This is a genomic window from Phytohabitans sp. LJ34 (genome assembly GCF_052068095.1).
In the GTDB taxonomy this organism is placed as follows: Bacteria; Actinomycetota; Actinomycetes; order Mycobacteriales; family Micromonosporaceae; genus Phytohabitans.
This window is the reverse complement of the sequence record NZ_JBQHDG010000001.1, coordinates 232,514-256,714: the sequence shown is the minus strand read 5'-3', so window position 1 is coordinate 256,714 and position 24,201 is coordinate 232,514. Positions and strand designations below refer to the sequence as shown.

At 68.1% G+C, this 24,201-nt stretch carries 29 protein-coding genes; all 29 read right to left on the bottom strand.

Annotated features, from left to right (window positions below):
- Positions 1 to 108: 108 nt before the first annotated feature.
- The gene (gene rplO / locus ACTMTJ_RS01250) at positions 109 to 552 is read right to left on the bottom strand and encodes a 50S ribosomal protein L15 (RefSeq protein ID WP_441214126.1); all 444 of its coding nucleotides are present in this window, start codon (positions 550 to 552) and stop codon (positions 109 to 111) included.
- Positions 552 to 734, bottom strand: a complete 183-nt coding sequence (gene rpmD, locus ACTMTJ_RS01245) for a 50S ribosomal protein L30 (RefSeq protein WP_173158455.1) — start codon at positions 732 to 734, stop codon at positions 552 to 554. Before rpmD ends, rplO begins: the two co-directional genes overlap by 1 nt.
- Positions 734 to 1,354 (bottom strand): 30S ribosomal protein S5, encoded by a 621-nt coding sequence (rpsE, locus tag ACTMTJ_RS01240; RefSeq protein ID WP_441214125.1) that lies wholly within the window; start codon positions 1,352 to 1,354, stop codon positions 734 to 736. The genes rpmD and rpsE overlap by 1 nt, the downstream gene beginning before the upstream one ends.
- Positions 1,355 to 1,367: 13 nt before the next feature.
- Positions 1,368 to 1,757, bottom strand: a complete 390-nt coding sequence (rplR, locus tag ACTMTJ_RS01235) for a 50S ribosomal protein L18 (RefSeq protein WP_441214124.1) — start codon at positions 1,755 to 1,757, stop codon at positions 1,368 to 1,370.
- On the bottom strand, positions 1,754 to 2,296 hold the full coding sequence (gene rplF, locus ACTMTJ_RS01230; protein ID WP_441214123.1) for a 50S ribosomal protein L6: 543 nt from the start codon (positions 2,294 to 2,296) through the stop codon (positions 1,754 to 1,756). The genes rplR and rplF overlap by 4 nt, the downstream gene beginning before the upstream one ends.
- A 16-nt stretch (positions 2,297 to 2,312) precedes the next feature.
- A complete protein-coding gene (gene rpsH, locus ACTMTJ_RS01225) occupies positions 2,313 to 2,720 on the bottom strand; it encodes a 30S ribosomal protein S8 (protein WP_441214122.1) in 408 nt (135 codons plus the stop codon).
- A 70-nt stretch (positions 2,721 to 2,790) separates the two neighbouring features.
- Positions 2,791 to 2,976, bottom strand: coding sequence for a type Z 30S ribosomal protein S14 (locus tag ACTMTJ_RS01220; RefSeq protein WP_173041252.1), 186 nt, complete (start codon positions 2,974 to 2,976; stop codon positions 2,791 to 2,793).
- 4 nt (positions 2,977 to 2,980) lie between these two features.
- Positions 2,981 to 3,550: a 50S ribosomal protein L5 gene (rplE, locus tag ACTMTJ_RS01215; protein ID WP_441214121.1), complete on the bottom strand. Its 570-nt coding sequence runs from the start codon at positions 3,548 to 3,550 to the stop codon at positions 2,981 to 2,983.
- On the bottom strand, positions 3,550 to 3,864 hold the full coding sequence (gene rplX / locus ACTMTJ_RS01210; RefSeq protein WP_441214120.1) for a 50S ribosomal protein L24: 315 nt from the start codon (positions 3,862 to 3,864) through the stop codon (positions 3,550 to 3,552). Before rplX ends, rplE begins: the two co-directional genes overlap by 1 nt.
- Positions 3,865 to 3,866: 2 nt before the next feature.
- On the bottom strand, positions 3,867 to 4,235 hold the full coding sequence (gene rplN / locus ACTMTJ_RS01205) for a 50S ribosomal protein L14 (protein WP_441214119.1): 369 nt from the start codon (positions 4,233 to 4,235) through the stop codon (positions 3,867 to 3,869).
- Between the two features lie 68 nt (positions 4,236 to 4,303).
- Positions 4,304 to 4,585, bottom strand: a complete 282-nt coding sequence (gene rpsQ / locus ACTMTJ_RS01200; RefSeq protein ID WP_441214118.1) for a 30S ribosomal protein S17 — start codon at positions 4,583 to 4,585, stop codon at positions 4,304 to 4,306.
- Complete coding sequence (gene rpmC, locus ACTMTJ_RS01195; protein WP_441214117.1) at positions 4,582 to 4,818, bottom strand: 50S ribosomal protein L29; 237 nt, start codon at positions 4,816 to 4,818, stop codon at positions 4,582 to 4,584. The genes rpsQ and rpmC overlap by 4 nt, the downstream gene beginning before the upstream one ends.
- The gene (rplP, locus tag ACTMTJ_RS01190) at positions 4,818 to 5,243 is read right to left on the bottom strand and encodes a 50S ribosomal protein L16 (RefSeq protein WP_441214116.1); all 426 of its coding nucleotides are present in this window, start codon (positions 5,241 to 5,243) and stop codon (positions 4,818 to 4,820) included. The genes rpmC and rplP overlap by 1 nt, the downstream gene beginning before the upstream one ends.
- A gap of 3 nt (positions 5,244 to 5,246) precedes the next feature.
- On the bottom strand, positions 5,247 to 6,113 hold the full coding sequence (gene rpsC, locus ACTMTJ_RS01185) for a 30S ribosomal protein S3 (RefSeq protein ID WP_441214115.1): 867 nt from the start codon (positions 6,111 to 6,113) through the stop codon (positions 5,247 to 5,249).
- Positions 6,113 to 6,598 (bottom strand): 50S ribosomal protein L22, encoded by a 486-nt coding sequence (gene rplV / locus ACTMTJ_RS01180; protein ID WP_441214114.1) that lies wholly within the window; start codon positions 6,596 to 6,598, stop codon positions 6,113 to 6,115. Before rplV ends, rpsC begins: the two co-directional genes overlap by 1 nt.
- A gap of 40 nt (positions 6,599 to 6,638) precedes the next feature.
- Positions 6,639 to 6,920, bottom strand: a complete 282-nt coding sequence (gene rpsS, locus ACTMTJ_RS01175) for a 30S ribosomal protein S19 (protein ID WP_173041244.1) — start codon at positions 6,918 to 6,920, stop codon at positions 6,639 to 6,641.
- A 6-nt stretch (positions 6,921 to 6,926) separates the two neighbouring features.
- Positions 6,927 to 7,766, bottom strand: coding sequence for a 50S ribosomal protein L2 (gene rplB / locus ACTMTJ_RS01170; protein ID WP_377244461.1), 840 nt, complete (start codon positions 7,764 to 7,766; stop codon positions 6,927 to 6,929).
- A gap of 14 nt (positions 7,767 to 7,780) precedes the next feature.
- Complete coding sequence (rplW, locus tag ACTMTJ_RS01165) at positions 7,781 to 8,083, bottom strand: 50S ribosomal protein L23 (RefSeq protein WP_173056658.1); 303 nt, start codon at positions 8,081 to 8,083, stop codon at positions 7,781 to 7,783.
- Positions 8,080 to 8,736: a 50S ribosomal protein L4 gene (gene rplD, locus ACTMTJ_RS01160; protein WP_441214113.1), complete on the bottom strand. Its 657-nt coding sequence runs from the start codon at positions 8,734 to 8,736 to the stop codon at positions 8,080 to 8,082. Before rplD ends, rplW begins: the two co-directional genes overlap by 4 nt.
- Complete coding sequence (gene rplC, locus ACTMTJ_RS01155) at positions 8,733 to 9,395, bottom strand: 50S ribosomal protein L3 (RefSeq protein WP_441214112.1); 663 nt, start codon at positions 9,393 to 9,395, stop codon at positions 8,733 to 8,735. Before rplC ends, rplD begins: the two co-directional genes overlap by 4 nt.
- Positions 9,396 to 9,408: 13 nt before the next feature.
- Positions 9,409 to 9,717: a 30S ribosomal protein S10 gene (rpsJ, locus tag ACTMTJ_RS01150; RefSeq protein WP_018347762.1), complete on the bottom strand. Its 309-nt coding sequence runs from the start codon at positions 9,715 to 9,717 to the stop codon at positions 9,409 to 9,411.
- Positions 9,718 to 10,002: 285 nt separating this feature from the next.
- Positions 10,003 to 11,196 (bottom strand): elongation factor Tu, encoded by a 1,194-nt coding sequence (gene tuf, locus ACTMTJ_RS01145; protein WP_173056661.1) that lies wholly within the window; start codon positions 11,194 to 11,196, stop codon positions 10,003 to 10,005.
- Between the two features lie 82 nt (positions 11,197 to 11,278).
- The gene (gene fusA, locus ACTMTJ_RS01140; protein ID WP_441214479.1) at positions 11,279 to 13,384 is read right to left on the bottom strand and encodes an elongation factor G; all 2,106 of its coding nucleotides are present in this window, start codon (positions 13,382 to 13,384) and stop codon (positions 11,279 to 11,281) included.
- Positions 13,385 to 13,422: 38 nt separating this feature from the next.
- On the bottom strand, positions 13,423 to 13,893 hold the full coding sequence (rpsG, locus tag ACTMTJ_RS01135) for a 30S ribosomal protein S7 (RefSeq protein ID WP_173158438.1): 471 nt from the start codon (positions 13,891 to 13,893) through the stop codon (positions 13,423 to 13,425).
- Position 13,894: 1 nt separating this feature from the next.
- Positions 13,895 to 14,269 carry a 30S ribosomal protein S12 gene (rpsL, locus tag ACTMTJ_RS01130; RefSeq protein ID WP_014440718.1) on the bottom strand — a complete coding sequence of 125 codons (375 nt, stop codon included), beginning with the start codon at positions 14,267 to 14,269 and terminating at the stop codon, positions 13,895 to 13,897.
- Between the two features lie 372 nt (positions 14,270 to 14,641).
- The gene (locus ACTMTJ_RS01125) at positions 14,642 to 15,718 is read right to left on the bottom strand and encodes a hypothetical protein (RefSeq protein ID WP_441214111.1); all 1,077 of its coding nucleotides are present in this window, start codon (positions 15,716 to 15,718) and stop codon (positions 14,642 to 14,644) included.
- Between the two features lie 90 nt (positions 15,719 to 15,808).
- The gene (locus ACTMTJ_RS01120; RefSeq protein ID WP_441214110.1) at positions 15,809 to 16,156 is read right to left on the bottom strand and encodes a hypothetical protein; all 348 of its coding nucleotides are present in this window, start codon (positions 16,154 to 16,156) and stop codon (positions 15,809 to 15,811) included.
- Positions 16,157 to 16,304: 148 nt separating this feature from the next.
- Complete coding sequence (locus tag ACTMTJ_RS01115) at positions 16,305 to 20,192, bottom strand: DNA-directed RNA polymerase subunit beta' (protein ID WP_441214109.1); 3,888 nt, start codon at positions 20,190 to 20,192, stop codon at positions 16,305 to 16,307.
- An 80-nt stretch (positions 20,193 to 20,272) separates the two neighbouring features.
- The gene (gene rpoB / locus ACTMTJ_RS01110) at positions 20,273 to 23,704 is read right to left on the bottom strand and encodes a DNA-directed RNA polymerase subunit beta (protein ID WP_441214108.1); all 3,432 of its coding nucleotides are present in this window, start codon (positions 23,702 to 23,704) and stop codon (positions 20,273 to 20,275) included.
- Between the last annotated feature and the right edge of the window lie 497 nt (positions 23,705 to 24,201).

Here is a 24,201-nt window from a genome sequence, read left to right as displayed (position 1 = left end):
CACTATATTTACGGGGCGAACCGATTGTACAACTGGGACGAACCGGCAGATAGTAGACGTGGCGCCCGTCAGTCGCGAGAAGCAACTGGCGGGCGCCACGACACTGTCCTACAGCTCGGTGACCGTGCCACCGGCAGCCGTGATCTTCTCCTTGGCCGACGCGCTGAACGCGTGCGCCGACACCTGGAGCTTCACGCCGCCTAGATCGCCAGTGCCGAGCACCTTCACCAGCTGGCCCTTGCGGACCGCGCCGGCGTTGGCCAGCTCGATGGGACCGACCTCGCCCCCATTAGGGAAGAGCTCGGCCAGCCGCTCCAGGTTGACGACCTGGAAGACAACCTTGAACCGGTTTTTGAAGCCCTTGAGCTTCGGCAGGCGCATGTGGATGGGCATCTGCCCACCCTCGAACGCCGGCGAGATGTTCTTACGGGCCTTCGAGCCCTTGGTGCCACGACCGGCGGTCTTGCCCTTGGAGCCCTCACCGCGACCCACCCGGGTCTTCTCGGTCTTGGCGCCGGGAGCCGGCCGGAGGTGGTGGACCTTGATCGTCATTACTCGACCTCCTCGACCTTCACCAGGTGGTTGACGGCGAAGATCATGCCCCTGATCTCGGGACGGTCCTCCTTGACCACCACGTCGTTGATCCGCTTCAGCCCGAGCGAGCGCAGCGAGTCGCGCTGGTTGCTCTTCGCGCCGATCTCGGACCGGACCTGGGTGACCTTCAGGCGTGCCACTACGCGGTCACCCCCGCACGGGCCGCCAGCATGGCGGCGGGAGCGACGTCCTCGACCGGCAGACCGCGACGCGCCGCGACGGCCTCGGGAGCCTCGAGGCTCTTCAGGGCCGCGACGGTGGCGTGCACGATGTTGATCGGGTTGGAGGAGCCGAGGCTCTTGGAGAGCACGTCGTGGATGCCCGCGCACTCCAGCACCGCGCGCACCGGGCCGCCGGCGATGACGCCGGTACCGGCCGAGGCCGGCTTGAGCAGCACGACGCCCGCGGCGTCCTCACCCGTCACCGGGTGCGGGATGGTGGCGGCGATGCGCGGCACCTTGAAGAAGTGCTTCTTGGCCTCCTCGACGCCCTTGGCGATCGCCGCGGGCACCTCCTTGGCCTTGCCGTAGCCGACGCCGACGGTGCCGTCGCCATCGCCCACCACGACGAGCGCGGTGAAGCTGAAGCGACGGCCGCCCTTGACGACCTTGGCGACACGGTTGATCGTGACTACCCGCTCGAGGTGGGGGGTCTTCTCGACCGGCGCGTTGCCCTCGCCGCGGCCGCGACCGCGGCCTTCGCGACGGCCGCCACCTTCGCTGCCGCCGGACCCGCCGCCTCGGCGCTGCTGACCTGGCATTGGTGTTTCCTTCCTAGAACTCGAGTCCGGCTTCGCGGGCGGCCGTCGCCAGAGCCGCGAGGCGCCCGGCGTACTTGTTGCCACCGCGGTCGAAGACGACCTTGGAGATACCCGCGGCCTTGGCGCGGTCGGCGAGCAGGGCGCCCACCTTGCCGGCGAGCGCGCTCTTGTCGCCCTCGCCTCCCCGGATCGACGCGTCCAGCGTCGACGCCGACACCAGGGTGTGGCCCTTCGCGTCGTCGACGATCTGGGCGGTGATGTGCCGCAGCGAGCGGGTGACCACCAGGCGCGGACGCTCGGCGGTGCCGAAGACGTTCCTGCGGACCCGGAAGTGCCGGCGCGCCCGCCCGATGGCGCGCTTCGCGGCAACGCCGCGGCGACGCTTGAGCAGAGTCGCGCTCACTTCTTACCTGCCTTTCCTGCCTTGCGGCGGATGACCTCGCCCTGGTACTTGATGCCCTTGCCCTTGTACGGCTCCGGCGGGCGGATCTTCCGGATGTTGGCGGCGATCTCGCCGACCTGCTGCTTGTCGATCCCGGCGATGTGGAACAGCGTCGGGCGCTCCACCGTGAAGGTGATGCCCTCCGGGGCCGGCACCAGCACCGGGTGCGAGAACCCGAGCGCGAACTCCAGGTCCTTGCCCTTGGCGGTGACGCGGTAACCGGTGCCGTTGATCTCCAGGCTCTTCCGGTACCCCTCGGTGACGCCGACGATCATGTTGGCGACCAGGGTGCGGGAGAGGCCGTGCAGCTCCTTGGCGCGGCGCTCGTCGTTGGGCCGGTTGACGTGCAGCTCGCCATCGTCGCCCCGCTCGGCCGTGATCGGCTCGGCGAGGGTGTGCGACAGCTCGCCCTTCGGGCCCTTGACCCGCACGGTGCGGCCGCTGATGTTGACGTCGACGCCCGCCGGAACGGGGATCGACTTACGTCCGATTCGCGACATGTCTACCTATCTCCCGTCACCAGACGTAGGCGAGGACTTCCCCGCCCACCCCTCGCTTGCGGGCCTGCCGGTCGGTGAGCAGCCCCTGAGACGTCGAGATGATCGCGACGCCCAGGCCGCCGAGCACGCGCGGCAGCTCCGGCGACTTGGCGTACACCCGGAGGCCGGGCTTCGACACGCGGCGGATGCCGGCGAGGCTGCGCTCGCGGCTGGTGCCGTACTTGAGCTCGACGATCAGTCGCTTGCCGACGGCGCCCTCCTCGGGCTCCTCGACGGCCCAGGACGCGATGTAGCCCTCGCCCTTGAGGACCTCGGCGATGTTCGCCTTGATCTTCGAGTAAGGCATCGACACCCGGTCGTGGTACGCCTGGTTGGCGTTGCGCAGACGCGTCAGCATGTCTGCGATCGGGTCGGTCATCGTCATCGGTTCAGATCAGCCTTTCTCGCCGGGGTTCCCGGGGCACCGCCCACGGGCCTACGGCGAAGAGAGTTGGTTACCAAGAAGCCTTGGACACGCCGGGCAGCTCACCGCGGTGAGCCATCTCCCGGATGCAGACGCGGCAGAGACCGAACTTGCGGTACACCGCCTTCGGCCGCCCGCACCGCTGGCAGCGGGTGTACGCGCGCACCGAGAACTTTGGCTTCTTGGCGGCCTTGAGGATCAGGGCCTTCTTCGCCATGTTGTCAGTTCTCCTTGAACGGGAAGCCCAGGAGCTTCAGCAGCGCCCGGCCCTCGTCATCGGTCGTCGCGGTGGTGACCACCGTGATGTCCATGCCCCGGACCCGGTCGATCCGGTCCTGGTCGATCTCGTGGAACACCGACTGCTCGGTGAGACCGAAGGTGTAGTTGCCGTTGCCGTCGAGCTTGCGCGCGTCGAGGCCGCGGAAGTCACGGATACGCGGCAGCGCGATCGACAGCAGCCGGTCCAGGAACTCCCACATGCGGTCGCCGCGGAGCGTGACCTTGGCGCCGATCGGCATACCCTCGCGGAGCTTGAACTGCGCGATCGACTTGGTCGCGCGGCGCACCTGCGGCTTCTGCCCGGTGATCGTGGCGAGGTCGCGGACCGCGCCGTCGATCAGCTTGGCGTCCCGGGCGGCGTCGCCGACACCCATGTTGACCACGATCTTGACGAGGCCCGGCACCTGCATCGGGTTGGCGTAGTTGAACTGTTCCTTCAGCTTCGCCACGATCTCGCTGCGGTACCGCTCCTTGAGGCGCGGCGCGATCTTGGTTTCGGTCGGGGCAGTCATCACAGGTCCTTACCGGTGCGGCGCGAGATGCGGACCTTCTGGCCGTTGTCGTCGAAGCGGTAGCCGACGCGCGTCGGCTTGCCGTCCCCGTCGACGACCATCACGTTGGAGACGTGGATCGCCGCCTCCTGGGTGACGATGCCGCCGGTCTTGGCACCACGCTGGGTCGTGCGGATGCGGGTGTGCTTCTTGACGCGGTTGACGCCCTCGACGATGACCTTGTTCTCCCGCGGCAGGGCCTGAATGACCTTGCCCCGGGCGCCCTTGTCCTTGCCGGCGATGACCTCGACCGTGTCGCCCTTCTTAACCTTCACGGTTAGAGCACCTCCGGTGCGAGCGAAATGATCTTCATGAACCGCTTGTTCCGCAGCTCGCGGCCCACCGGACCGAAGATGCGGGTGCCACGCGGGTCACCGCCGTCCTTGATGATCACAGCGGCGTTCTCGTCGAAGCGGATGTACGACCCGTCCGGGCGCCGCTTCTCCTTCGCGGTGCGGACGATGACCGCCTTGACGACATCGCCCTTCTTGACACCCGCGCCCGGGATCGCGTCCTTGACCGTGGCCACGATGACGTCGCCGATACCGGCGTAGCGCCGACCCGAGCCGCCGAGCACGCGGATGCACAGGATTTCCCGGGCACCCGTGTTGTCGGCGACGCGCAGTCGCGACTCCTGCTGAATCACGTCTATCTCCTATGTCTGCCAGTTCTCCGCGGGACCAGCCGGCGGAGCTTGGCGGAACGGTCGGCTTACTACTTGGCCTTCTCGAGGATCTCCACGACCCGCCAGCGCTTGGTGGCGGACAGCGGGCGGGTCTCCATCAGCAGCACCCGGTCGCCGACGCCGCACGAGTTCTGCTCGTCGTGCGCCTTCAGCTTGCTGGTGCGCCGCAGCACCTTGCCGTACAGCGGGTGCTTGACCCGGTCTTCGACCTCGACGACGACGGTCTTGTCCATCTTGTCGCTGACGACCAGGCCCTCGCGGACCTTGCGCCGGGCACGAGGCGCGGCGTTCGCACTAGCGGTTTCACTCATGACGCAATCACCTCAGTCGGCGCGGCCGAGAGCCCCAGCTCGCGCTCGCGCATGATCGTGTAAATCCGGGCGATCTCCTTGCGGATGACCTGGAGACGCTTGTTGTTGTCAAGCTGCCCGGTCGCGCTCTGCACGCGGAGGTTGAACAGCTCCGCCTTGGCCTCCCGCAGCTTCGCGATCAGCTCCTCGTCGGAGTTTTCGCGCAGCTCGGCAGCCTTGGTGCCCGCTGCCATCAGACCTCACCCACTTCGCGCGTCACAATGCGGCACTTCATCGGGAGCTTGTGAATCGCGCGGCGCATTGCCTCCCGCGCGATCCCCTCGTTCGGGAACGACATCTCGAACAGGACCCGACCCGGCTTGATGTTGGCCACCCACCACTCGGGCGAACCCTTACCGGAACCCATCCGGGTTTCCGCCGGTTTCTTGGTCAGGGCCTGGTCCGGGAAGACCGTGATCCAGACCTTGCCGCCACGCTTGATGTGGCGGGTCATCGCGATACGCGCGGCCTCGATCTGCCGGTTGGTCACGTAGGCGGGCTCCAGTGCCTGGATACCGAACTCGCCGAAGACGACCCGGTTGCCGCCCTTGCTCGCCCCGGAACGGGACGGGTGGTGCGGCTTGCGGAAGCCCTTCGGGGGCTTACGCGGCATCAGCATGTGTCAGCCCTCCTGCTGCTCACTTGGGGCGGCGGTCGCCACGGGCGCGGCCTCCACGGGCGCGGCGGCCGGCGCCGGCGGAGCCGACTGCTCGGCAGCGGCCGCAGCCGCGGCGCGACCCGCCTCGGTGCCACCAGCGGTCGTACCGGACGAACCGGAACGGCCACGGCGCGGACGCTCGGGGCGGTCGCCCCGCTCACGGCGCGGGCGCGCGGGACCGGCGTCGGCCGGGGTCTCGCGACCCGGCACGGCGTCACCCTTGTAGATCCACACCTTCACGCCGATGCGGCCGAAGGTGGTACGCGCCTCGAAGAAGCCGTACTCGATGTTGGCCCGCAGCGTGTGCAGCGGCACCCGACCCTCGCGGTAGAACTCGGTGCGGCTCATCTCGGCGCCGCCCAGGCGGCCGGAGACCTGCACCCGGATGCCCCGCACGATCGGGTTCTTCATCGCGGACTGCATCGCCTTGCGCATGGCCCGGCGGAAGCTGACCCGGCTGGACAGCTGCTCGGCCACGCCCTGCGCGACGAGCTGAGCGTCCGACTCGGGGCTCTTCACCTCGAGGATGTTGAGCTGCACCTGCTTGCCGGTGAGCTTCTCCAGCTCGCCGCGGATGCGGTCGGCCTCCGCGCCCTTGCGGCCGATGACGATGCCCGGCCGGGCGGTGTGGATGTCGACCCGCACCCGGTCGCGGGTGCGCTCGATGTCCACCTTGGAGATGCCGGCGCGCTCCAGGCCCTTGGACATCATCCGCCGGATCTTCACGTCTTCGGCGATGTAGTCCTTGTAGAGCTTGTCCGCGTACCAGCGGGACTTCCAGTCGGTGGAGATGCCGAGCCGGAACCCGTGCGGGTGAACCTTCTGACCCATTACTCGGTCCCTTCCTCGGCGGTGGTCTCCGCCTTCGTCTCGGCCGGCTTGTCCGCCTCGGCCGGGGCCGCCTTCTTCGCCGGCGCCGCCTTCTTGGCGGCCGCCTTGCGCGGCGCCGCCGCGGCGACGGCCTCCACCACGACCGTGATGTGGCAGGTGCGCTTGCGGATCCGGTACGCCCGGCCCTGCGCCCGCGGCTGGAACCGCTTGAGCGTCGGACCCTCGTCGACGTACGCCTCGGCGACGAGCAGCGCGTCGGGGTCCAGCCGCTCGTTGTTCTCGGCGTTCGCGATCGCGCTGGCCAGCACCTTGTAAACCTGCTCGCTGGCCGACTGCGGCGCGAACTTCAGCACCGTGAGCGCCTCCTGCGCGGGCAGACCGCGGACGAGGTTGACCACCCGGCGCGCCTTGGTCGGCGAGATGCGCACGTGACGCGCAACCGCCCGCGCGCCCGGAAGCGCCGGAGCGTCGCCCTTAACTGGCATCGCTGTAACCCCTTGATCCTTTATCCGTAGTCCTGCGCGTTTACCGGCGCCGGCTCTTGCGGTCGTCCTTCTCGTGACCCTTGAACGTGCGGGTCAGCGCGAACTCGCCGAGCTTGTGCCCGACCATCGCCTCGGTGATGAACACCGGGACGTGCTTGCGACCGTCGTGCACCGCGATCGTGTGCCCGAGCATCTCGGGGATGATCGTCGAACGCCGCGACCAGGTCTTGATGACGTTCTTGGAGCCCTTGTCGTTCTGTGTCTCCACCTTCTTGACCAGGTGGTCGTCGACGAAGGGGCCCTTCTTGAGACTGCGTGGCATGTGGGATTAACCCCGCTTCCGGTTGGCGTAACGACGGCGAACGATCAGCCGGTCGCTCGGCAGACCCTTGCGGCGGGTGCGACCCTCCGGCTTGCCCTGGGGGTTGACCGGGTGGCGACCACCGGAGGTCTTACCCTCACCACCACCGTGCGGGTGGTCGACCGGGTTCATCGCGACACCACGGACGGTCGGGCGCTTGCCCTTCCACCGCATCCGGCCGGCCTTACCCCAGTTGATGTTGGACTGGTCGGCGTTGCCGATCTCGCCGACGGTCGCGCGGCAGCGCACGTCGACGCGGCGGATCTCGCCCGAGGGCATCCGGAGCGTCGCGTAGGCGCCCTCACGGCCGAGCAGCTGGATGCCGACGCCGGCCGAGCGGGCCAGCTTGGCGCCGCCGCCCGGGCGCAGCTCCACGCAGTGGATCTGGGTACCCACCGGGATGTTGCGCAGCGGGAGGTTGTTGCCGGGCTTGATGTCGGCACCCGGGCCGGACTCGACCCGGTCGCCCTGCTTGAGGTCCTTCGGCGCGACGATGTAGCGCTTTTCGCCGTCGGCGTAGTGCAGCAGCGCGATGCGGGCGGTGCGGTTGGGGTCGTACTCGATGTGCGCGACCTTCGCCGGCACGCCGTCCTTGTCGACCCGCTTGAAGTCGATCAGCCGGTACTGGCGCTTGTGCCCACCGCCCTGGTGACGCGCGGTCACCTTGCCGTGCGCGTTGCGACCGCCCTTCTTGGGCAGCGGCACCAGCAGCGACTTCTCCGGCGTCGACCGGGTGATCTCGGCGAAGTCGGCGACGCTGGAGCCACGGCGGCCCGGCGACGTCGGCTTGTACTTACGAATCGGCATGATTTAACAACCCCTCAGCTGACCGGGCCGCCGAAGGCCTCGATGCGGTCACCGTCAGCCAGCTTCACCAGCGCCCGCTTGGTGGCCTTGCGCTGCCCCCAGCCGGTGCGGGTGCGCTTGCGCTTGCCCTCGCGGTTGGCGGTGTTGACCGTCAGCACGCGGACGTTGAAGATCTGCTGGATAGCGATCTTGATCTGGGTCTTGTTGGCGTCCGGCCGGACCAGGAACGTGTACCAGTTCTGGTCCAGAACGCTGTAGCTCTTCTCGGACACGACCGGCGCGATGATGATGTCGCGCGGATCCGGGATGGTGGTCACTTGTCGGCCTCCGTCTCGTCCGCCGGCTTCTCGCCCAGGAACTCGGCGAGCGCGTCCTTGGTGAACACGACGTCGTCGGCGACCAGCACGTCGTACGTGTTGAGCTGGCCGGCCTCGATCAGGTGCACGCCCTCGCCGGCGAGGTTGCGCAGCGAGAGCCAGTTGATCTGGTCCTCGGCCGCGAGCACCACCAGCACGCGCTTGCGCTCGGTCGCGGCACGCAGCGTCTTGAGCGCGGCCTTGGTCGACGGCGTTTCGCCGGTGACAAACGCCTCGACGACGTGCAGGCGACCCTCGCGGGCCCGGTCGGAGAGGGCACCGCGCAGCGCGGCGACCTTCATCTTCTTCGGGGTGCGCTGGCTGTAGTCGCGCGGGACCGGGCCGTGCACCACGCCACCGCCGGTGAACTGCGGAGCGCGGATCGAGCCCTGGCGGGCGCGGCCGGTGCCCTTCTGCTTGTACGGCTTCTTGCCGCCGCCAGCGACCTCGCCGCGGGTCTTGGCCTTGTGCGTGCCCTGGCGGGCGGCCGCGAGCTGGGCCACCACGACCTGGTGCATCAGCGGGATGTTCGCCTGTACGTCGAACACCTCGGTGGGCAGGTCGACGGTGCCGGCCGTCGTGCCCTCGGGGGTCAGAACGCCAACCGTGGTCACTTCGCTGCACCACCCTTCGACTTCGCCTTGGCCGCGCTGCGGACCAGCACGAGCGCGCCAGCCGGGCCCGGGATCGCACCCCTGACCAGCAGCAGGTTGTTGTCGGTGTCGATCGCCTGCACCGTCAGGTTTTGCACCGTGTACCGCACGCTGCCCATGCGACCGGCCATCTTCACGCCCTTGAAGACGCGACCTGGGGTCGCGCAGGCGCCGATGGAGCCGGGCGAGCGGTGCTTGCGCTCGACACCGTGGCTGGCGCGCAGGCCGTGGAAGCCGTGCCGCTTCATGACGCCGGCGAAGCCCTTGCCCTTGGTCTTGCCGGTGACGTCGATGGCGGTGCCCGCCTCGAACGCCTCGACGGTGACCTCCTGGCCGAGCTCGTACTCACTCGCGTCGGTCGTGCGCAGCTCGACGATGTGGCGGCGGGGCGCGGTGCCAGCCTTCTCGAAGTGGCCGGCGCGCGGCTTCTTGACCTTGCGCGGGTCGACGGCGCCGTACGCGAGCTGCACCGCGGTGTAACCGTCCTTGTCGGCGGTCCGCACCTGGGTCACGACGCACGGGCCGGCCTGCACCACGGTCACCGGGACAACCTTGTTGTTGTCCCAGACCTGGGTCATGCCGAGCTTGGCGCCCAGGATGCCCTTCACTTGCCTGTCCATGAGTTCGCAGTCCCTACAGCTTGATCTCGATGTCGACGCCAGCCGGCAGGTCGAGGCGCATGAGCGAGTCGACCGTCTTGGGGGTCGGGTCGATGATGTCGATCAGACGCTTGTGCGTGCGCATCTCGAAGTGCTCGCGCGAGTCCTTGTACTTGTGCGGCGACCGGATCACGCAGTAACGGTTGATCTCGGTCGGCAGCGGCACCGGGCCCGCGACCTGAGCACCGGTACGGGTCACCGTCTCCACGATCTTCCGAGCCGAGGAGTCGACGACCTCGTGGTCATAGGCCTTGAGCCGGATGCGGATCTTCTGTCCCGCCATGGTGGCTTCGTTTCCTTCTCTCGCGATGCCGCTGTGTTGCGGATGGCTGTCCATCCCCTTGGCCGACCCCCGCGGTCGGGCGTGTCGCGCCCCTGGGCCAGACTCCGCCCCGAAACCTGGGGCCGATCCTGGTTGGTTGCGGGGATCAAGGCACCGGGCGTGTCAACACACCCCCGGCCACCGCACGGAAGTGGCTGGCTACCTGGGCAGCCAGCCACCCCGCAAAGCGCAACCTGACTAGTATGCCGTATTACCACACGGCAGGTCTAATCGGGGTTACTCAGTTCACTTGATGATCTTGGTGACCTGGCCCGCACCGACGGTGCGGCCACCCTCGCGGATGGCGAAGCGCAGGCCCTGCTCCATGGCGATCGGCTGGATCAGCTTGACCGACATGGCGGTGTTGTCGCCGGGCATGACCATCTCGGTGCCCTCGGGCAGCGTGACGACGCCGGTGACGTCCGTGGTGCGGAAGTAGAACTGCGGCCGGTAGTTCTGGAAGAACGGGGTGTGCCGGCCACCCTCCTCCTTGGAGAGGATGTAGACCTGGCCCTCGAACTCCGTGTGCGGAGTCGTGGTGCCCGGCTTCACGACGACCATGCCGCGCTCGACGTCCTCGCGCTTGATGCCGCGCAGCAGCAGGCCGACGTTCTCGCCCGCGCGAGCCTCGTCGAGCAGCTTGCGGAACATCTCGATGCCGGTGCAGACCGTCTTGGTCGACTTCTCCCGGATGCCGACGATCTCGACTTCCTCGTTCGGCTTGAGCACGCCACGCTCGGCGCGACCGGTCACCACGGTGCCGCGGCCGGTGATCGTGAAGACGTCCTCGATGGGCATGAGGAACGGCTTCTCGATCTCACGCTCGGGCTGCGGGATCGCGGTGTCGACCGCGTTCATCAGCTCCATGAGCTTGTCGGTCCACTCCGGGTCGCCCTCCAGCGCGCGGAGCGCCGAGACGCGCACGACCGGCAGGTCGTCGCCCGGGTACTCCTGCGCCGAGAGCAGCTCGCGAACCTCGAGCTCGACGAGCTCGAGCAGCTCCTCGTCATCGACCATGTCGCTCTTGTTGAGCGCCACGACGATGTAGGGCACGCCGACCTGGCGGGCCAGGAGCACGTGCTCACGGGTCTGCGGCATCGGACCGTCGGTCGCCGCGACCACCAGGATCGCGCCATCCATCTGGGCGGCACCGGTGATCATGTTCTTGATGTAGTCGGCGTGACCAGGACAGTCGACGTGGGCGTAGTGCCGCGCCTCGGTCTGGTACTCGACGTGCGCGATCGAGATGGTGATACCGCGGGCCTTCTCCTCCGGCGCCTTGTCGATCTCGTCGAACGGCGTGTAGGGGTTCAGGTCGGGCATCTTGTCGTGCAGGACCTTGGTGATGGCCGCGGTCAGCGTCGTCTTACCGTGGTCGATGTGACCAATGGTGCCGATGTTGACGTGCGGCTTAGTCCGCTCGAACTTCGCCTTCGCCACTGGTGTCCTCCTGTGGACTTCTTGGTTCGTACGCTTGGTCTTGCAACTGTGCGGCCATCAGGCCCGGTCTTGTGCGGTCCGACTACTCGCCCGTCGCCTTGGCGATGATCTCCTTGGCGACGTTGGCGGGTACCTCGGCGTAAGAGTCGAACTGCATGCTGTAGCTCGCCCGGCCCTGGGTCTTCGACCGCAGGTCGCCGACATAGCCGAACATCTCCGACAAGGGGACCAGGGCGCGGACGACGCGGGCACCCCCGCGCTCCTCCATCGCCTGGATGATGCCCCGGCGGGAGTTGAGGTCGCCGATGACGTCACCCATGTTCTCCTCGGGAGTGGTGACCTCAACGGCCATCATCGGCTCGAGCAGCGCCGGGTCGGCCTTGCGGGCGGCCTCCTTGAGCACCATCGAACCGGCGATCTTGAACGCCATCTCGGACGAGTCGACCTCGTGGTACTTCCCGTCCAGCAGCGTCAGCTTGACGCCGACCAGCGGGTAGCCGGCGAGGATGCCGTACTGCATGGCGTCCTGGGCACCGGCGTCGACCGAGGGGATGAACTCCTTCGGGATGCGACCGCCGGTGACCGAGTTCTGGAACTCGTACGTCGGGGAGTCGTTGTCGAGCGGCAGCGGTTCGAGGCTGACGATGACGCTCGCGTACTGCCCAGAGCCACCGGTCTGCTTCTTGTGCGTGTACTCGACCTTGTCCACCTTGCGGCGGATGGTCTCGCGGTAGGCCACCTGCGGCTTGCCGATGTTGGCCTCGACGTTGAACTCCCGGCGCATGCGGTCGACCAGGATGTCGAGGTGCAGCTCGCCCATGCCCGAGATGACCGTCTGACCGGTCTCCTGGTCGTTGGCGACCCGGAAGGTCGGGTCTTCCTCGGCGAGGCGCTGGATCGCGGTGCCCAGCTTCTCCTGGTCGGCCTTGGTCTTCGGCTCGATGGCGACCTGGATGACCGGCTCCGGGAACGTCATCGACTCCAGGATCACCGGGTTGGCCGGGTCGCACAGCGTGTCGCCGGTGGTGGTCTGCTTGAGACCCTGCACCGCGATGATGTCGCCGGCCTGCGCGGTCGCACGCTCTTCGCGCTTGTTGGCGTGCATCTGGTAGATCTTGCCGATGCGCTCCTTGCGGTCCTTGGTGGAGTTGATCACCTGAGAACCGGACTCGAGCTTGCCGGAGTAGATCCGCACGTAGGTCAGCTTGCCCAGGTGCTTGTCCGTCTGGATCTTGAAGGCCAGCGCGGAGAAGGGCTCGGACATCGACGGCTTACGCAGCAGCGGGGTCTCGCCGTCGGTCGCCGTGCCCTCGATCGCCGGGATGTCCAGCGGCGAGGGCAGGAAGTCGATGACGGCGTCCAGCATCGGCTGGATGCCCTTGTTCTTGAACGCCGAGCCGCACAGCACCGGGTTGGCCTTGGAGGCGACGGTGGCGCGACGGATGCCGGCCTTGATCTCGTCTGCCGAGATCTCCTCGCCCTCCAGGTACTTCTCCATCACGGTGTCGTCGACGTCGGCGAGCGTCTCGATGAGCTTCTCGCGCCACTCGGCGGCCTGGTCGGCGAGGTCGGCCGGGATCTCCTCGACCGTGTAGTCCTCGCCCTTCTGGGTCTCGCCGCGCCAGGTCAACGCGCGCATGCCGATCAGGTCGACGACGCCGATGTGGTTGCCCTCGAGCCCGATCGGGATCTGGAGCACCAGCGGGGTGGCGTTGAGCCGGTCGATCATCATCTGCACACAGCGGAAGAAGTCGGCACCCGTGCGGTCGAGCTTGTTGACGAAGCACATCCGCGGAACGTTGTACTTGTCGGCCTGACGCCACACGTTTTCGGTCTGCGGCTCGACACCGGCCACACCGTCGTACACCGCGATCGCGCCGTCGAGCACCCGCAGGTTGCGCTCCACCTCGACGGTGAAGTCGACGTGCCCGGGGGTGTCGATGATGTTGATGGGGTGGCCCTTCCACTCGACCTTGGTGGCGGCCGAGGTGATGGTGATGCCCCGCTCCTGCTCCTGCTCCATCCAGTCCATGACGGCGGCGCCCTCGTGGACCTCACCGATCTTGTACGTGATGCCGGTGTAGAACAGGATTCGTTCGGTCGTGGTCGTCTTACCGGCATCGATGTGCGCCATGATGCCGATGTTGCGTAGCTTGGCGAGCGCGTTGTCGGCGGCAGCCACGGTAATCCCTACTTCGTCGTCTCGTCGGGTGCTGGTAGGTGTCGCTACCAGCGGTAGTGGGCGAAGGCCTTGTTGGACTCCGCCATCTTGTGCGTGTCCTCGCGCCGCTTCACCGAGGCGCCGAGGCCGTTGCTGGCGTCGAGCAGCTCGTTCTGGAGCCGCTCGATCATGGTCTTCTCACGCCGGGCCTTCGAGTACTGCACCAGCCACCGCAGACCGAGGGTCGTCGCCCGGGACGGGCGCACCTCGACCGGCACCTGGTAGGTCGCGCCACCGACACGGCGGCTGCGGACCTCGAGGGTCGGCTTGACGTTGTCCATCGCGCGCTTGAGGGTGACGACCGGGTCGGTGCCGGTCTTCTCCCGGCAGCCCTCGAGGGCGCCGTACACCACGCGCTCGGCGAGCTGGCGCTTGCCGCGCATCAGGATCTTGTTGACCAGCTGAGTGACCAGCGGGGAGTTGTACACCGGGTCGGCGATCAGCGGCCGGCGCGGCGCGGGGCCCTTACGCGGCATGTCAGCTCTTCTCCTTCTTCGCGCCGTAGCGGCTGCGCGCCTGCTTGCGGTTGCGGACGCCCTGGGTGTCCAGCGAACCGCGGACGATCTTGTACCGGACGCCGGGGAGGTCCTTCACACGGCCGCCACGCACGAGCACGATCGAGTGCTCCTGGAGGTTGTGGCCGACGCCGGGGATGTACGCGGTCACCTCGATCTGGCTGCTCAGCTTCACACGAGCGACCTTGCGCAGCGCCGAGTTCGGCTTCTTGGGGGTGGTGGTGTACACACGCGTGCACACTCCGCGCCGCTGGGGGCTCCCCTTCAGCGCCGGGGTCTTGGTCTTGCTCGTCTTGGCCTGCCGGCCCTTGCGGACCAGCTGCTGGATCGTGGGCACCGGGTTTCTCCGCTCCCTTGCTTCCTCTGTGCGTGCCTGTGTCTGTGTGCCGTACCTTTCGCCGGGCGACCCTGGGGCCGGCCTGGCGTTGTCGCCGGGCGGCCCTAGTCCTCCCGGCACCCGCGGTCGGGCGTGTCGTCCGGCACACGGTTGCGGTGCGCGCTCGCACGTGCACCACGGCTGTCTCGTTGGCCCGTGTCGCGGCCCACCATGATGGCGCACGCACGGATTGCCCGGGCACGCCCGGGCACGAGGGGAAAGAGTACCCACCGTGAGCGCACAGGTCAAAACGGGGGACCCGTCTTTGCCTTCTCGCCCGCGGCGAACAACTCCAGTAGTCCAGTGTACCCGCTTCCTCGCGGGCCTACCCGCCTACTGGAGACTCACCTGTAGCAGCAGCGACAGACCGAAGCCGAGCAGCGTGAGCCCCAGCCCGACCGCGCCGCAGACCAGGCCGGCGATGGCCACCCCACGGCCGGCGACCCGGACGCCGGCGGCCGCCCGCCGGATCTGCCGCAGGCCGAGCACTCCCAGCACGACGGCGGCGGCGCCGGCCAGGCCGGCGATCATGGCGAACGCGCCCGCGACCCACGCGCCCCAGCCGCTCGAGGCGCCGGCCAGGCCGAAGCACCACACCACGAACGAAACGACGATCGAACCTATCCCCGCCACCAGCGAACCGACGGCCAGGCCGGATGTCGCCGGCGGCACATCGAGGTGTACGACCGCGAAGTTGGTGCCCGGGATCGCCTGCACCCGCCGCGGCGCCAACCACGCCTCGCGCGGCGGCGGGGCGACGGCGGGCGCGGGGCGACCCCACTGCGGTGGCGCCGCCCCCACGGGCTGCGGCACCGGCGCGGACCAGCCCGCCGCCGGTGGGACCGCGAACGGCGGCCCCGGGTGCGGCGGCGGCGCCACAGGCGGCTGGGATGGCACGGGCTGTTGGGCCGTCACGGGCTGTGGGGCCCGCACGGGCGACGTGGGTGCCAGCGGCGGCTGGGGTGCCGGTTGGGGGGCCTCCGCGGCCGGCCGCCAGTCAGGCGTGTCCTTCGGCTCCTCGGGCCGCTCGGGACCGCCGACCTCAGGCCACCCGGCGGTCCGGTCGCTCGACGGGCTCCCGGCATGGTCGGCCGGCCGGCTCGCCGGCGTCTCGTCCCCCGGGCCGCTCGCGGGCGTCTCGTCCTCCGGGCCGCTTGGGGGCGTCTCGGGCGCTGGGCCGCTCGCGGGCGTCTGGGGTGCCGGGCTGCTCGCGGGCGCCTCGGGCGCCGGGTCGCTCGCTGGCGTCTCGTCCCCGGGCCGGCTCGCCGGGGGCTCGGGCCGCCAGAGATCGGCCGCGCCGATGGACCGGCCCGCCTCCCCCATCGGCCGCCCGGCCTCGCCGAAGCGCGATCCCGCGGGCTTGCCCGCTGTCGAGGGCGGATCCGCGGGCCGCGGCGCCTCGTCCGTCACTCCGCCCCCTCGCCATCAACGCCGCCCGCCTCGACAGGCAGCGTCACGCGGGCCTGCCGCATGGCCACGGCCGCCGAAAACACCGCCACGCTAGTCGACCCCGGGCGCGAAGTCTTGCCCCGCCGGGTCGCCGGCGAAGTCGACCACGCCGATCACGATCGCGACCACCAGCGAGGTGGCGGCCAGCGCGACGCCCAGCCAGGCCAGCTTTTCACCGCGGCGCAGCCACGCCGAGCCGGTCAGATAACCCCCCGAGTGGTACGCCTCGCGGCGCGCCTGCCCGGCCAGCGCGATCGCGATGCTGGCGGGCACCAGCCCACCCACGAACGGGCCGGTGAACAGGGCGACAAGACCGAGGGCGAACACCGTGCCGGCCTTGGTGGAGCGCACCGGCTCGGGATCGAGCGGATGGCGCAGGGCCGCCGGCGATGTGGTCACCCGACAAGCCTACTAAGGCCGTCCCGCGGTGCGGGCCAGCGCTGCGATCATCCCTGAACCCTATGGCTCGCTCGCAAGCTCGCTCACATCCAGAAGCGCCCCGCACGTGACGTGCGGGGCGCTTCCAGAACGAACCAGTACTACCTGACTACCGGTACGACCCGAAGTCGAAGTCGTCCAGCGGCACAGCCTGGCCGCTGGCCGGCCCGAAGCCGTAGTCGGTCTCGGGGTAGCCGGTCATCGAGTACACCTTGGCCTTCGCCTCCTCGGTGGGCTCGACCCGGATGTTCCGGTACTTGCTGATACCGGTACCGGCCGGGATGAGCTTTCCGATGATGACGTTCTCCTTGAGACCGATCAGCGAGTCGCTGCGGGCGTTGATCGCCGCGTCGGTCAGCACCCGGGTGGTCTCCTGGAAGGAGGCCGCCGAGAGCCAGGAGTCGGTCGCCAGCGAGGCCTTGGTGATGCCCATGAGCACCGGACGACCGGCGGCGGGCTCGCCGCCCTCGGCCACGAGCCGGCGGTTTTCCGACTCGAAGACCGCGCGGTCGACCAGCACGCCGGGCAGGAACTCGGTGGCGCCCGAGTCGATCACCGTGACCCGCTTCAGCATCTGCCGAATGATGATCTCGATGTGCTTGTCGTGGATGAGCACACCCTGCGAGCGGTAGACCTCCTGGACCTCCTGGGTCAGGTGGACCTGGACCGCGCGCGGGCCGAGGATCCGCAGCAGCTCGTGCGGGTCGATCGTGCCCTCGGTGAGCTTCTCGCCGACCTCGACGTGGTCTCCGTCGTGTGCCCGCAGGCGCACCCGCTTGGAGATCTTGTCGTGGACGATCTCGTCGCTCCCGTCGTCGGGAACGATGATGATCTTCCGCGAACGCTCGCCGTCTTCGATCCGGACGCGGCCCGGGGTGTCGGCGATCGGCGCCTTGCCCTTGGGCACGCGCGCCTCGAAGATCTCCTGCACACGCGGCAGACCCTGCGTGATGTCCTCACCGGCGACACCACCGGTGTGGAACGTACGCATCGTCAGCTGGGTGCCGGGCTCACCGATCGACTGGGCGGCGATGATGCCGACCGCCTCGCCGACGTCCACGGTCTTGCCGGTCGGCAGCGAACGGCCGTAGCAGGCCGCGCAGACGCCCAGCTTGGACTCGCAGGTGAGCACGCTGCGGACGCGCACCGTCTCGACGCCGGCCGCGACCAGCTTGTCGACGATGATCGAGTTGAGGTCGACCCCACGGTGCGCGACCACGGTGCCGTCGGCGCCCTTGACGTCGTCGGCCAGGGTGCGTGCGTGCACCCCGGTCTCCGCGTGCTCGTGCACCATGAGCTGGCCGTTGATGGTCTCGCCAACCTGCATCGGGATGGCCCGATCGGTGCCGCAGTCTTCCTCACGGATGATCACGTCCTGCGACACGTCGACGAGACGCCGGGTCAGGTAACCCGAGTCCGCCGTACGCAGCGCGGTGTCGGCCAGACCCTTGCGGGCACCGTGGGTGGAGATGAAGTACTCCACCACGGACAGGCCCTCGCGGTAGCTGGACTTGATCGGCCGCGGGATGATCTCGCCCTTGGGGTTGGCCACCAGGCCACGGATCGCCGCGATCTGGCGGAGCTGGAGCAGGTTACCGCGGGCACCCGAGTTGATCATGACCCACAACGGGTTTTCCTGCGGCAGCGAAGTCTCCATCTCCTTGGAAACCTCGTTGGTCGCCTTGGTCCAGATCTCGATCAGCTCGCCGCGACGCTCCTCGGCCGTCATCAGACCACGCTGGTACTGCTTGTCGATCCGGTCGGCTTCCTTCTCGTACCGCTCCATGATCTCGGGCTTGCGTGCCGGCGGGATGACGTCTTCCATACCGATCGTCACGCCAGACCAGGTGGCCCAGTGGAAGCCGGCCTCCTTGAGCGCGTCGAGCGTCGCCGCCAGGGCGACCTTCGGGAAGCGCTCGGCGAGGTCGTTGACGATCGCCGACAGCTGGCTCTTCCGGATCTCGTAGTTCACGTACCGGTAGCCCTGCGGGAGGGTCTCGTTGAAGAGCACCCGGCCCAGCGTGGTGTCGACAATCAGCGGCTCGCCGGGCGTCCACCCCTCGGGGGCGGTCCACTTCGGCTGGCCGGCTCCGTTGTCGACCTCGGACACACCCCGCAGCCGGATCCTGATCGGCACGCCCAGCGCGAGCTCGCCGTTGTCGAAGGCCATCCGTGCCTCGGCGTCCGAGCTGAACTCCCGGCCCACACCCTTGGCGTCCGCCGTGAGGTGGGTCAGGTGGTACAGCCCGATCACCATGTCCTGCGTGGGCATGGTGACCGGCTTGCCGTCGGCCGGCTTGAGGATGTTGTTGGACGACAGCATCAGGATCCGCGCCTCGGCCTGAGCCTCGGCGGACAGCGGCACGTGCACCGCCATCTGGTCACCGTCGAAGTCCGCGTTGAACGCGGTGCAGACGAGCGGGTGGATCTGGATCGCCTTGCCCTCGACCAGCTGCGGCTCGAAGGCCTGGATGCCCAGGCGGTGCAGGGTGGGCGCGCGGTTGAGCAGCACCGGGTGCTCCCCGATGACCTCTTCCAGGACGTCCCACACGACCGGCCGCTGCCGCTCGACCATCCGCTTGGCGGACTTGATGTTTTGCGCGTGGTTGAGATCGACCAGGCGCTTCATCACGAACGGCTTGAAGAGCTCCAGCGCCATCTGCTTGGGCAGGCCGCACTGGTGCAGCTTCAGCTGCGGGCCGACGACGATCACGGAACGGCCGGAGTAGTCGACGCGCTTTCCGAGCAGGTTTTGCCGGAAGCGGCCCTGCTTGCCCTTGAGCATGTCGGACAGCGACTTCAGCGGCCGGTTGCCCGGGCCGGTGACCGGACGGCCGCGGCGGCCGTTGTCGAACAGCGCGTCGACGGCCTCCTGGAGCATCCGCTTTTCGTTGTTGACGATGATCTCGGGCGCGCCCAGGTCGATCAGGCGCTTGAGCCGGTTGTTCCGGTTGATCACGCGGCGGTACAGGTCGTTGAGGTCGGAGGTCGCGAAGCGGCCACCGTCGAGCTGCACCATCGGACGCAGGTCCGGCGGGATAACCGGCACGCAGTCGAGCACCATGCCGAGCGGCGAGTTGCGGGTGTTGAGGAACGCCGCCACGACCTTGAGCCGCTTGAGCGCCCGGATCTTCCGCTGGCCCTTGCCGGACCGGATGATCTCGCGGAGGTTTTCCGCCTCGGCGTCCAGGTCCATGTTTTCCAGCAGGGCCTTGATCGCCTCGGCACCCATGCCGCCCTGGAAGTACTCGCCGAACCGGTCGCGCAGCTCCCGGTAGAGCAGCTCGTCGGTGACCAGCTGCTTTGGCTCCAGCTTGCGGAACGTGTCGAGCACCTCGTCGAGCCGGTCGATCTCGCGCTGCGCCCGGTCGCGGATCTGGCGCATCTCGCGCTCGCCAGACTCCTTGACCTTGCGCCGCACGTCGGCCTTGGCACCCTCCGCCTCAAGCTCGGCCAGGTCGGCCTCGAGCTTGGCGGCGCGCTTTTCGATCTCCGAGTCGCGGCTGTTTTCCGACTGCCGCTTCTCGGCGAGGATCTCGTTTTCGATCGTCGACATGTCGCGGTGGCGGGCCTCGGTGTCCACCCCGGTCACCACGTACGACGCGAAGTAGATGATCTTCTCGAGGTCCTTGGGTGCCAGGTCGAGCAGGTAGCCGAGGCGGCTCGGCACACCCTTGAAGTACCAGATGTGGGTGACCGACGCGGCCAGCTCGATGTGGCCCATCCGCTCACGGCGGACCTTCGAGCGGGTCACCTCGACGCCACAGCGCTCACAGATGATGCCCTTGAAGCGCACCCGCTTGTACTTGCCGCAGTAGCACTCCCAGTCCCGCTGCGGACCGAAGATCTTCTCGCAGAAGAGCCCGTCCTTTTCCGGCTTGAGCGTGCGGTAGTTGATCGTCTCTGGCTTCTTCACCTCGCCGTGCGACCACTGGCGGATATCGTCAGCTGTCGCCAGGCCGATGCGCAACTCGTCGAAGAAGTTGACGTCGAGCAATTTATGTCCCTCGAGTCGTGTCTCGTATCTCTTGCCGGCTCATGGATGGGTCAGGAGCGGGTAGCCCCTGACCCACCACCTCAGACTTCCTCGACGCTGCTTGGCTCACGCCGAGACAGGTCGATGCCCAACTCCTCCGCGGCCCGGAAGACCTCGTCGTCGGTCTCCCGCATCTCCAGCGCCACGCCGTCGCTGCTCAGCACCTCGACGTTGAGGCACAGCGACTGGAGCTCCTTGAGGAGCACCTTGAAGGACTCCGGGATGCCGGGCTCGGGGATGTTTTCGCCCTTGACGATGGCCTCGTAGACCTTCACGCGGCCGAGCACGTCGTCGGACTTGATCGTGAGCAGCTCCTGGAGGGCGTAGGCAGCGCCGTACGCCTGCATCGCCCAGCACTCCATCTCACCGAAGCGCTGACCACCGAACTGCGCCTTACCACCCAGCGGCTGCTGCGTGATCATCGAGTACGGACCGGTCGAACGCGCGTGGATCTTGTCGTCGACCAGGTGGTTGAGCTTCAGGATGTAGATGTAGCCGACCGCGATCGGGTCCGGCAGCGGCTCACCCGAGCGGCCGTCGAACAGCTGGGCCTTGCCCGAGCCGCCGACGAGCTGGGTGCCGTCGCGGTTGGGCAGCGAGCTGGCCAGCAGGCCGCTGATCTCCGCCTCCTTGGCGCCGTCGAAGACCGGCGTCGCCACGTTGGTGTCCGGCTCCGACGTGTCGGCACCGATCGACTTGAGCGCCCGCTTCCAATCGGCGTCTTCGCCGTCGATCTTCCAGCCGGTCTTGGCCACCCACCCGAGGTGGGTCTCCAGGACCTGGCCGATGTTCATCCGGCTCGGCACACCCAGCGGGTTGAGCACGATGTCGACCGGCGTGCCGTCCTCCAGGAACGGCATGTCCTCGACCGGCAGGATCTTGGAGATGACGCCCTTGTTGCCGTGGCGGCCCGCGAGCTTGTCACCGTCCTGGATCTTGCGCTTCTGGGCCACGTAGACGCGGACCAGCTCGTTGACGCCCGGGGGCAGCTCGTCGCCGTCCTCGCGGGAGAAGGTGCGAACGCCGATGACCGTGCCGGTCTCGCCGTGCGGCACCTTCAGCGAGGTGTCCCGGACCTCGCGCGCCTTCTCGCCGAAGATCGCGCGGAGCAGCCGCTCCTCGGGGGTCAGCTCGGTCTCGCCCTTGGGCGTGACCTTGCCGACCAGGATGTCGCCGGGCACGACCTCCGCGCCGATCCGGATGATGCCGCGCTCGTCGAGGTCGGCGAGCATTTCCTCGCTGACGTTCGGGATGTCGCGGGTGATCTCTTCCGGACCCAGCTTGGTGTCGCGGGCGTCGACCTCGTGCTCCTCGATGTGGATCGAGGTGAGCACGTCCTGCTGCACGAGGCGCTGCGACAGGATGATCGCGTCCTCGTAGTTGTGACCCTCCCAGGGCATGAACGCGACGAGCAGGTTGCGCCCGAGCGCCATCTCGCCCTCGTCGGTGCACGGACCGTCGGCGATGACCTGGCCGGCCTCGACGCGGTCGCCCTCGAAGACGACCGGCTTCTGGTTGACGCAGGAGCCGGCGTTGGAGCGGCGGAACTTGTGCAGCAGGTAGGTGCGGCGGTGGCCGTCGTCCTGGTGGACCGTCACGTAGTCGGCACACAGGTCCTCGACCACGCCACCGACCTCGGCGACGACGACGTCACCGGCGTCGACGGCGGCCCGGTACTCCATGCCCGTGCCGACCAGCGGCGACTCGGCCTTGACCAGCGGCACGGCCTGGCGCTGCATGTTGGCGCCCATCAGTGCCCGGTTGGCGTCGTCGTGCTCGAGGAACGGGATCATGGCGGTCGCGACCGACACCATCTGGCGCGGCGAGACGTCCATGTAGTCCACCGCGGCCGGCGTGACGTAGTCGACCTCGCCGCCCTTCCGGCGGACCAGCACCCGGTCTTCGGCGAAGGTGCCGTCGGACTTGAGCGGGGCGTTGGCCTGGGCCTTGACGAACCGGTCCTCTTCGTCCGCCGTCAGGTAGTCGATCTGGTCGGTGACCCGGCCGTTGTCGACCTTCCGGTAGGGCGTCTCGATGAACCCGAACGGGTTGACCCGCCCGAACGTGGAGAGCGCGCCGATCAGGCCGATGTTGGGCCCTTCCGGCGTCTCGATCGGGCACATCCGGCCGTAGTGGGACGGGTGCACGTCACGGACCTCGAAGCCGGCCCGCTCACGGGACAGACCACCGGGGCCCAGCGCCGAGAGGCGCCGGCGGTGGGTCAGACCCGCCAGGGGGTTGGTCTGGTCCATGAACTGGGACAGCTGCGACGTGCCGAAGAACTCCTTGATCGCCGCCACGACCGGACGGATGTTGATCAGGGTCTGCGGCGTGATCGCCTCGACGTCCTGCGTGGTCATCCGCTCGCGGACGACCCGCTCCATCCGGGACAGGCCGACCCGGACCTGGTTTTGGATCAGCTCGCCCACCGTGCGCAGGCGCCGGTTGCCGAAGTGGTCGATGTCGTCGGCCTCGTACCCCTCCTCGCCGGCGTGCAGGCGGCAGAGGTACTCGACCGTGGCGACGATGTCTTCGACGGTCAGCGTGCCCGTGGTGATCGGGATGCCGATCTCGAGCTTCTTGTTGAACTTGTATCGCCCGACCTTGGCCACGTCATACCGCTTCGAGTTGAAGAAGAGGTTGTCGAGCAAGGTCTGGGCGTTTTCCCGCGTCGGCGGCTCACCAGGCCGCAGCTTGCGGTAGATGTCCAACAACGCCTCGTCCTGGCCGGCGATGTGGTCCTTTTCCAAGGTCGTCATCATCAGCTCGGACCAGCCGAACCGCTCGCGGATCTGCTCATTGGTCCAACCGATGGCCTTGAGCAGGACCGTGACGGCCTGGCGGCGCTTGCGGTCGATGCGGACACCCACGGTGTCGCGCTTGTCGATGTCGAACTCCAGCCAGGCACCCCGGCTCGGGATCACCTTGACGCTGGATAGATCGCGGTCGGACGTCTTGTCCGGCTGCTTGTCGAAGTAGACGCCCGGGGAACGGACGAGCTGACTGACGACCACGCGCTCGGTGCCGTTGATGATGAAGGTGCCCTTGGGGGTCATCATCGGGAAGTCGCCCATGAACACCGTCTGGCTCTTGATCTCGCCAGTGGTGTTGTTGGTGAACTCCGCGGTCACGAAGAGCGGTGCGCAGTACGTCAGGTCCTTCTCCTTGCACTCTTCGATCGAGGCCTTGACCTCGTCGAAGCGGGGGGCGGAGAAGGAAAGGGACATGGTGCCCGAGAAGTCCTCAATTGGACTAATCTCGTCGAGAATTTCCGCGAGACCTGAGCGGGCGTGCGGGTCATCAGCCGACCGGCCCTGCCAGGCCTCGTTGCCAACCAGCCAGTCGAACGACTCGGTCTGGATAGCGAGGAGGTTGGGGACCTCAAGATGTTCGGTGATCCTGCCGAATGAAATCCGGCGGGGAGCGAAAGCGCTCGACGTACGACTGGTCTTCGCAGGGCGGGAAGCTGCCAAGATGCGTCCTTCCGAGGACCGGTGCTGCAAAACGGCCGTTGCGCGCGCACCCCGACTGGACCCGATCCGGACGGCCAGTTTCGGACAATCCGGGCAGGGCTGAAGTCGGAAGGCAGCGCAAACTAGCAGTGTAGCCGAACGGCTAACCGCTGTCCAGCCCACCATGGCAGCGCGACGCGGAACGCACCTCGTGGCACCTCAAGGCGCCTCCAGGCCGCTCAGAACGCGGCACGCGTGCCCGGTGCCGACTGGTCAACTGCGCTGGTGATCACGCCATTGGCGGACCATCGTCGCCTTACCCAGCCGGTGGCCGTTGCAAGCGCGGAAAGACTTGCTGATGTCAGCGTGCCTGCCAGCAAACGCTGCGTCAAGGGTTCTGGCGCGGGTCGGACTGGCGTGATCGGCGCCACGCCCGAATTTCTACTCCGGATGCATGAAGAAGGCTCCCCGTCACCACCTTTTCGGGTAACGGGGAGCCCACTGGAGAGCTTGCGCGA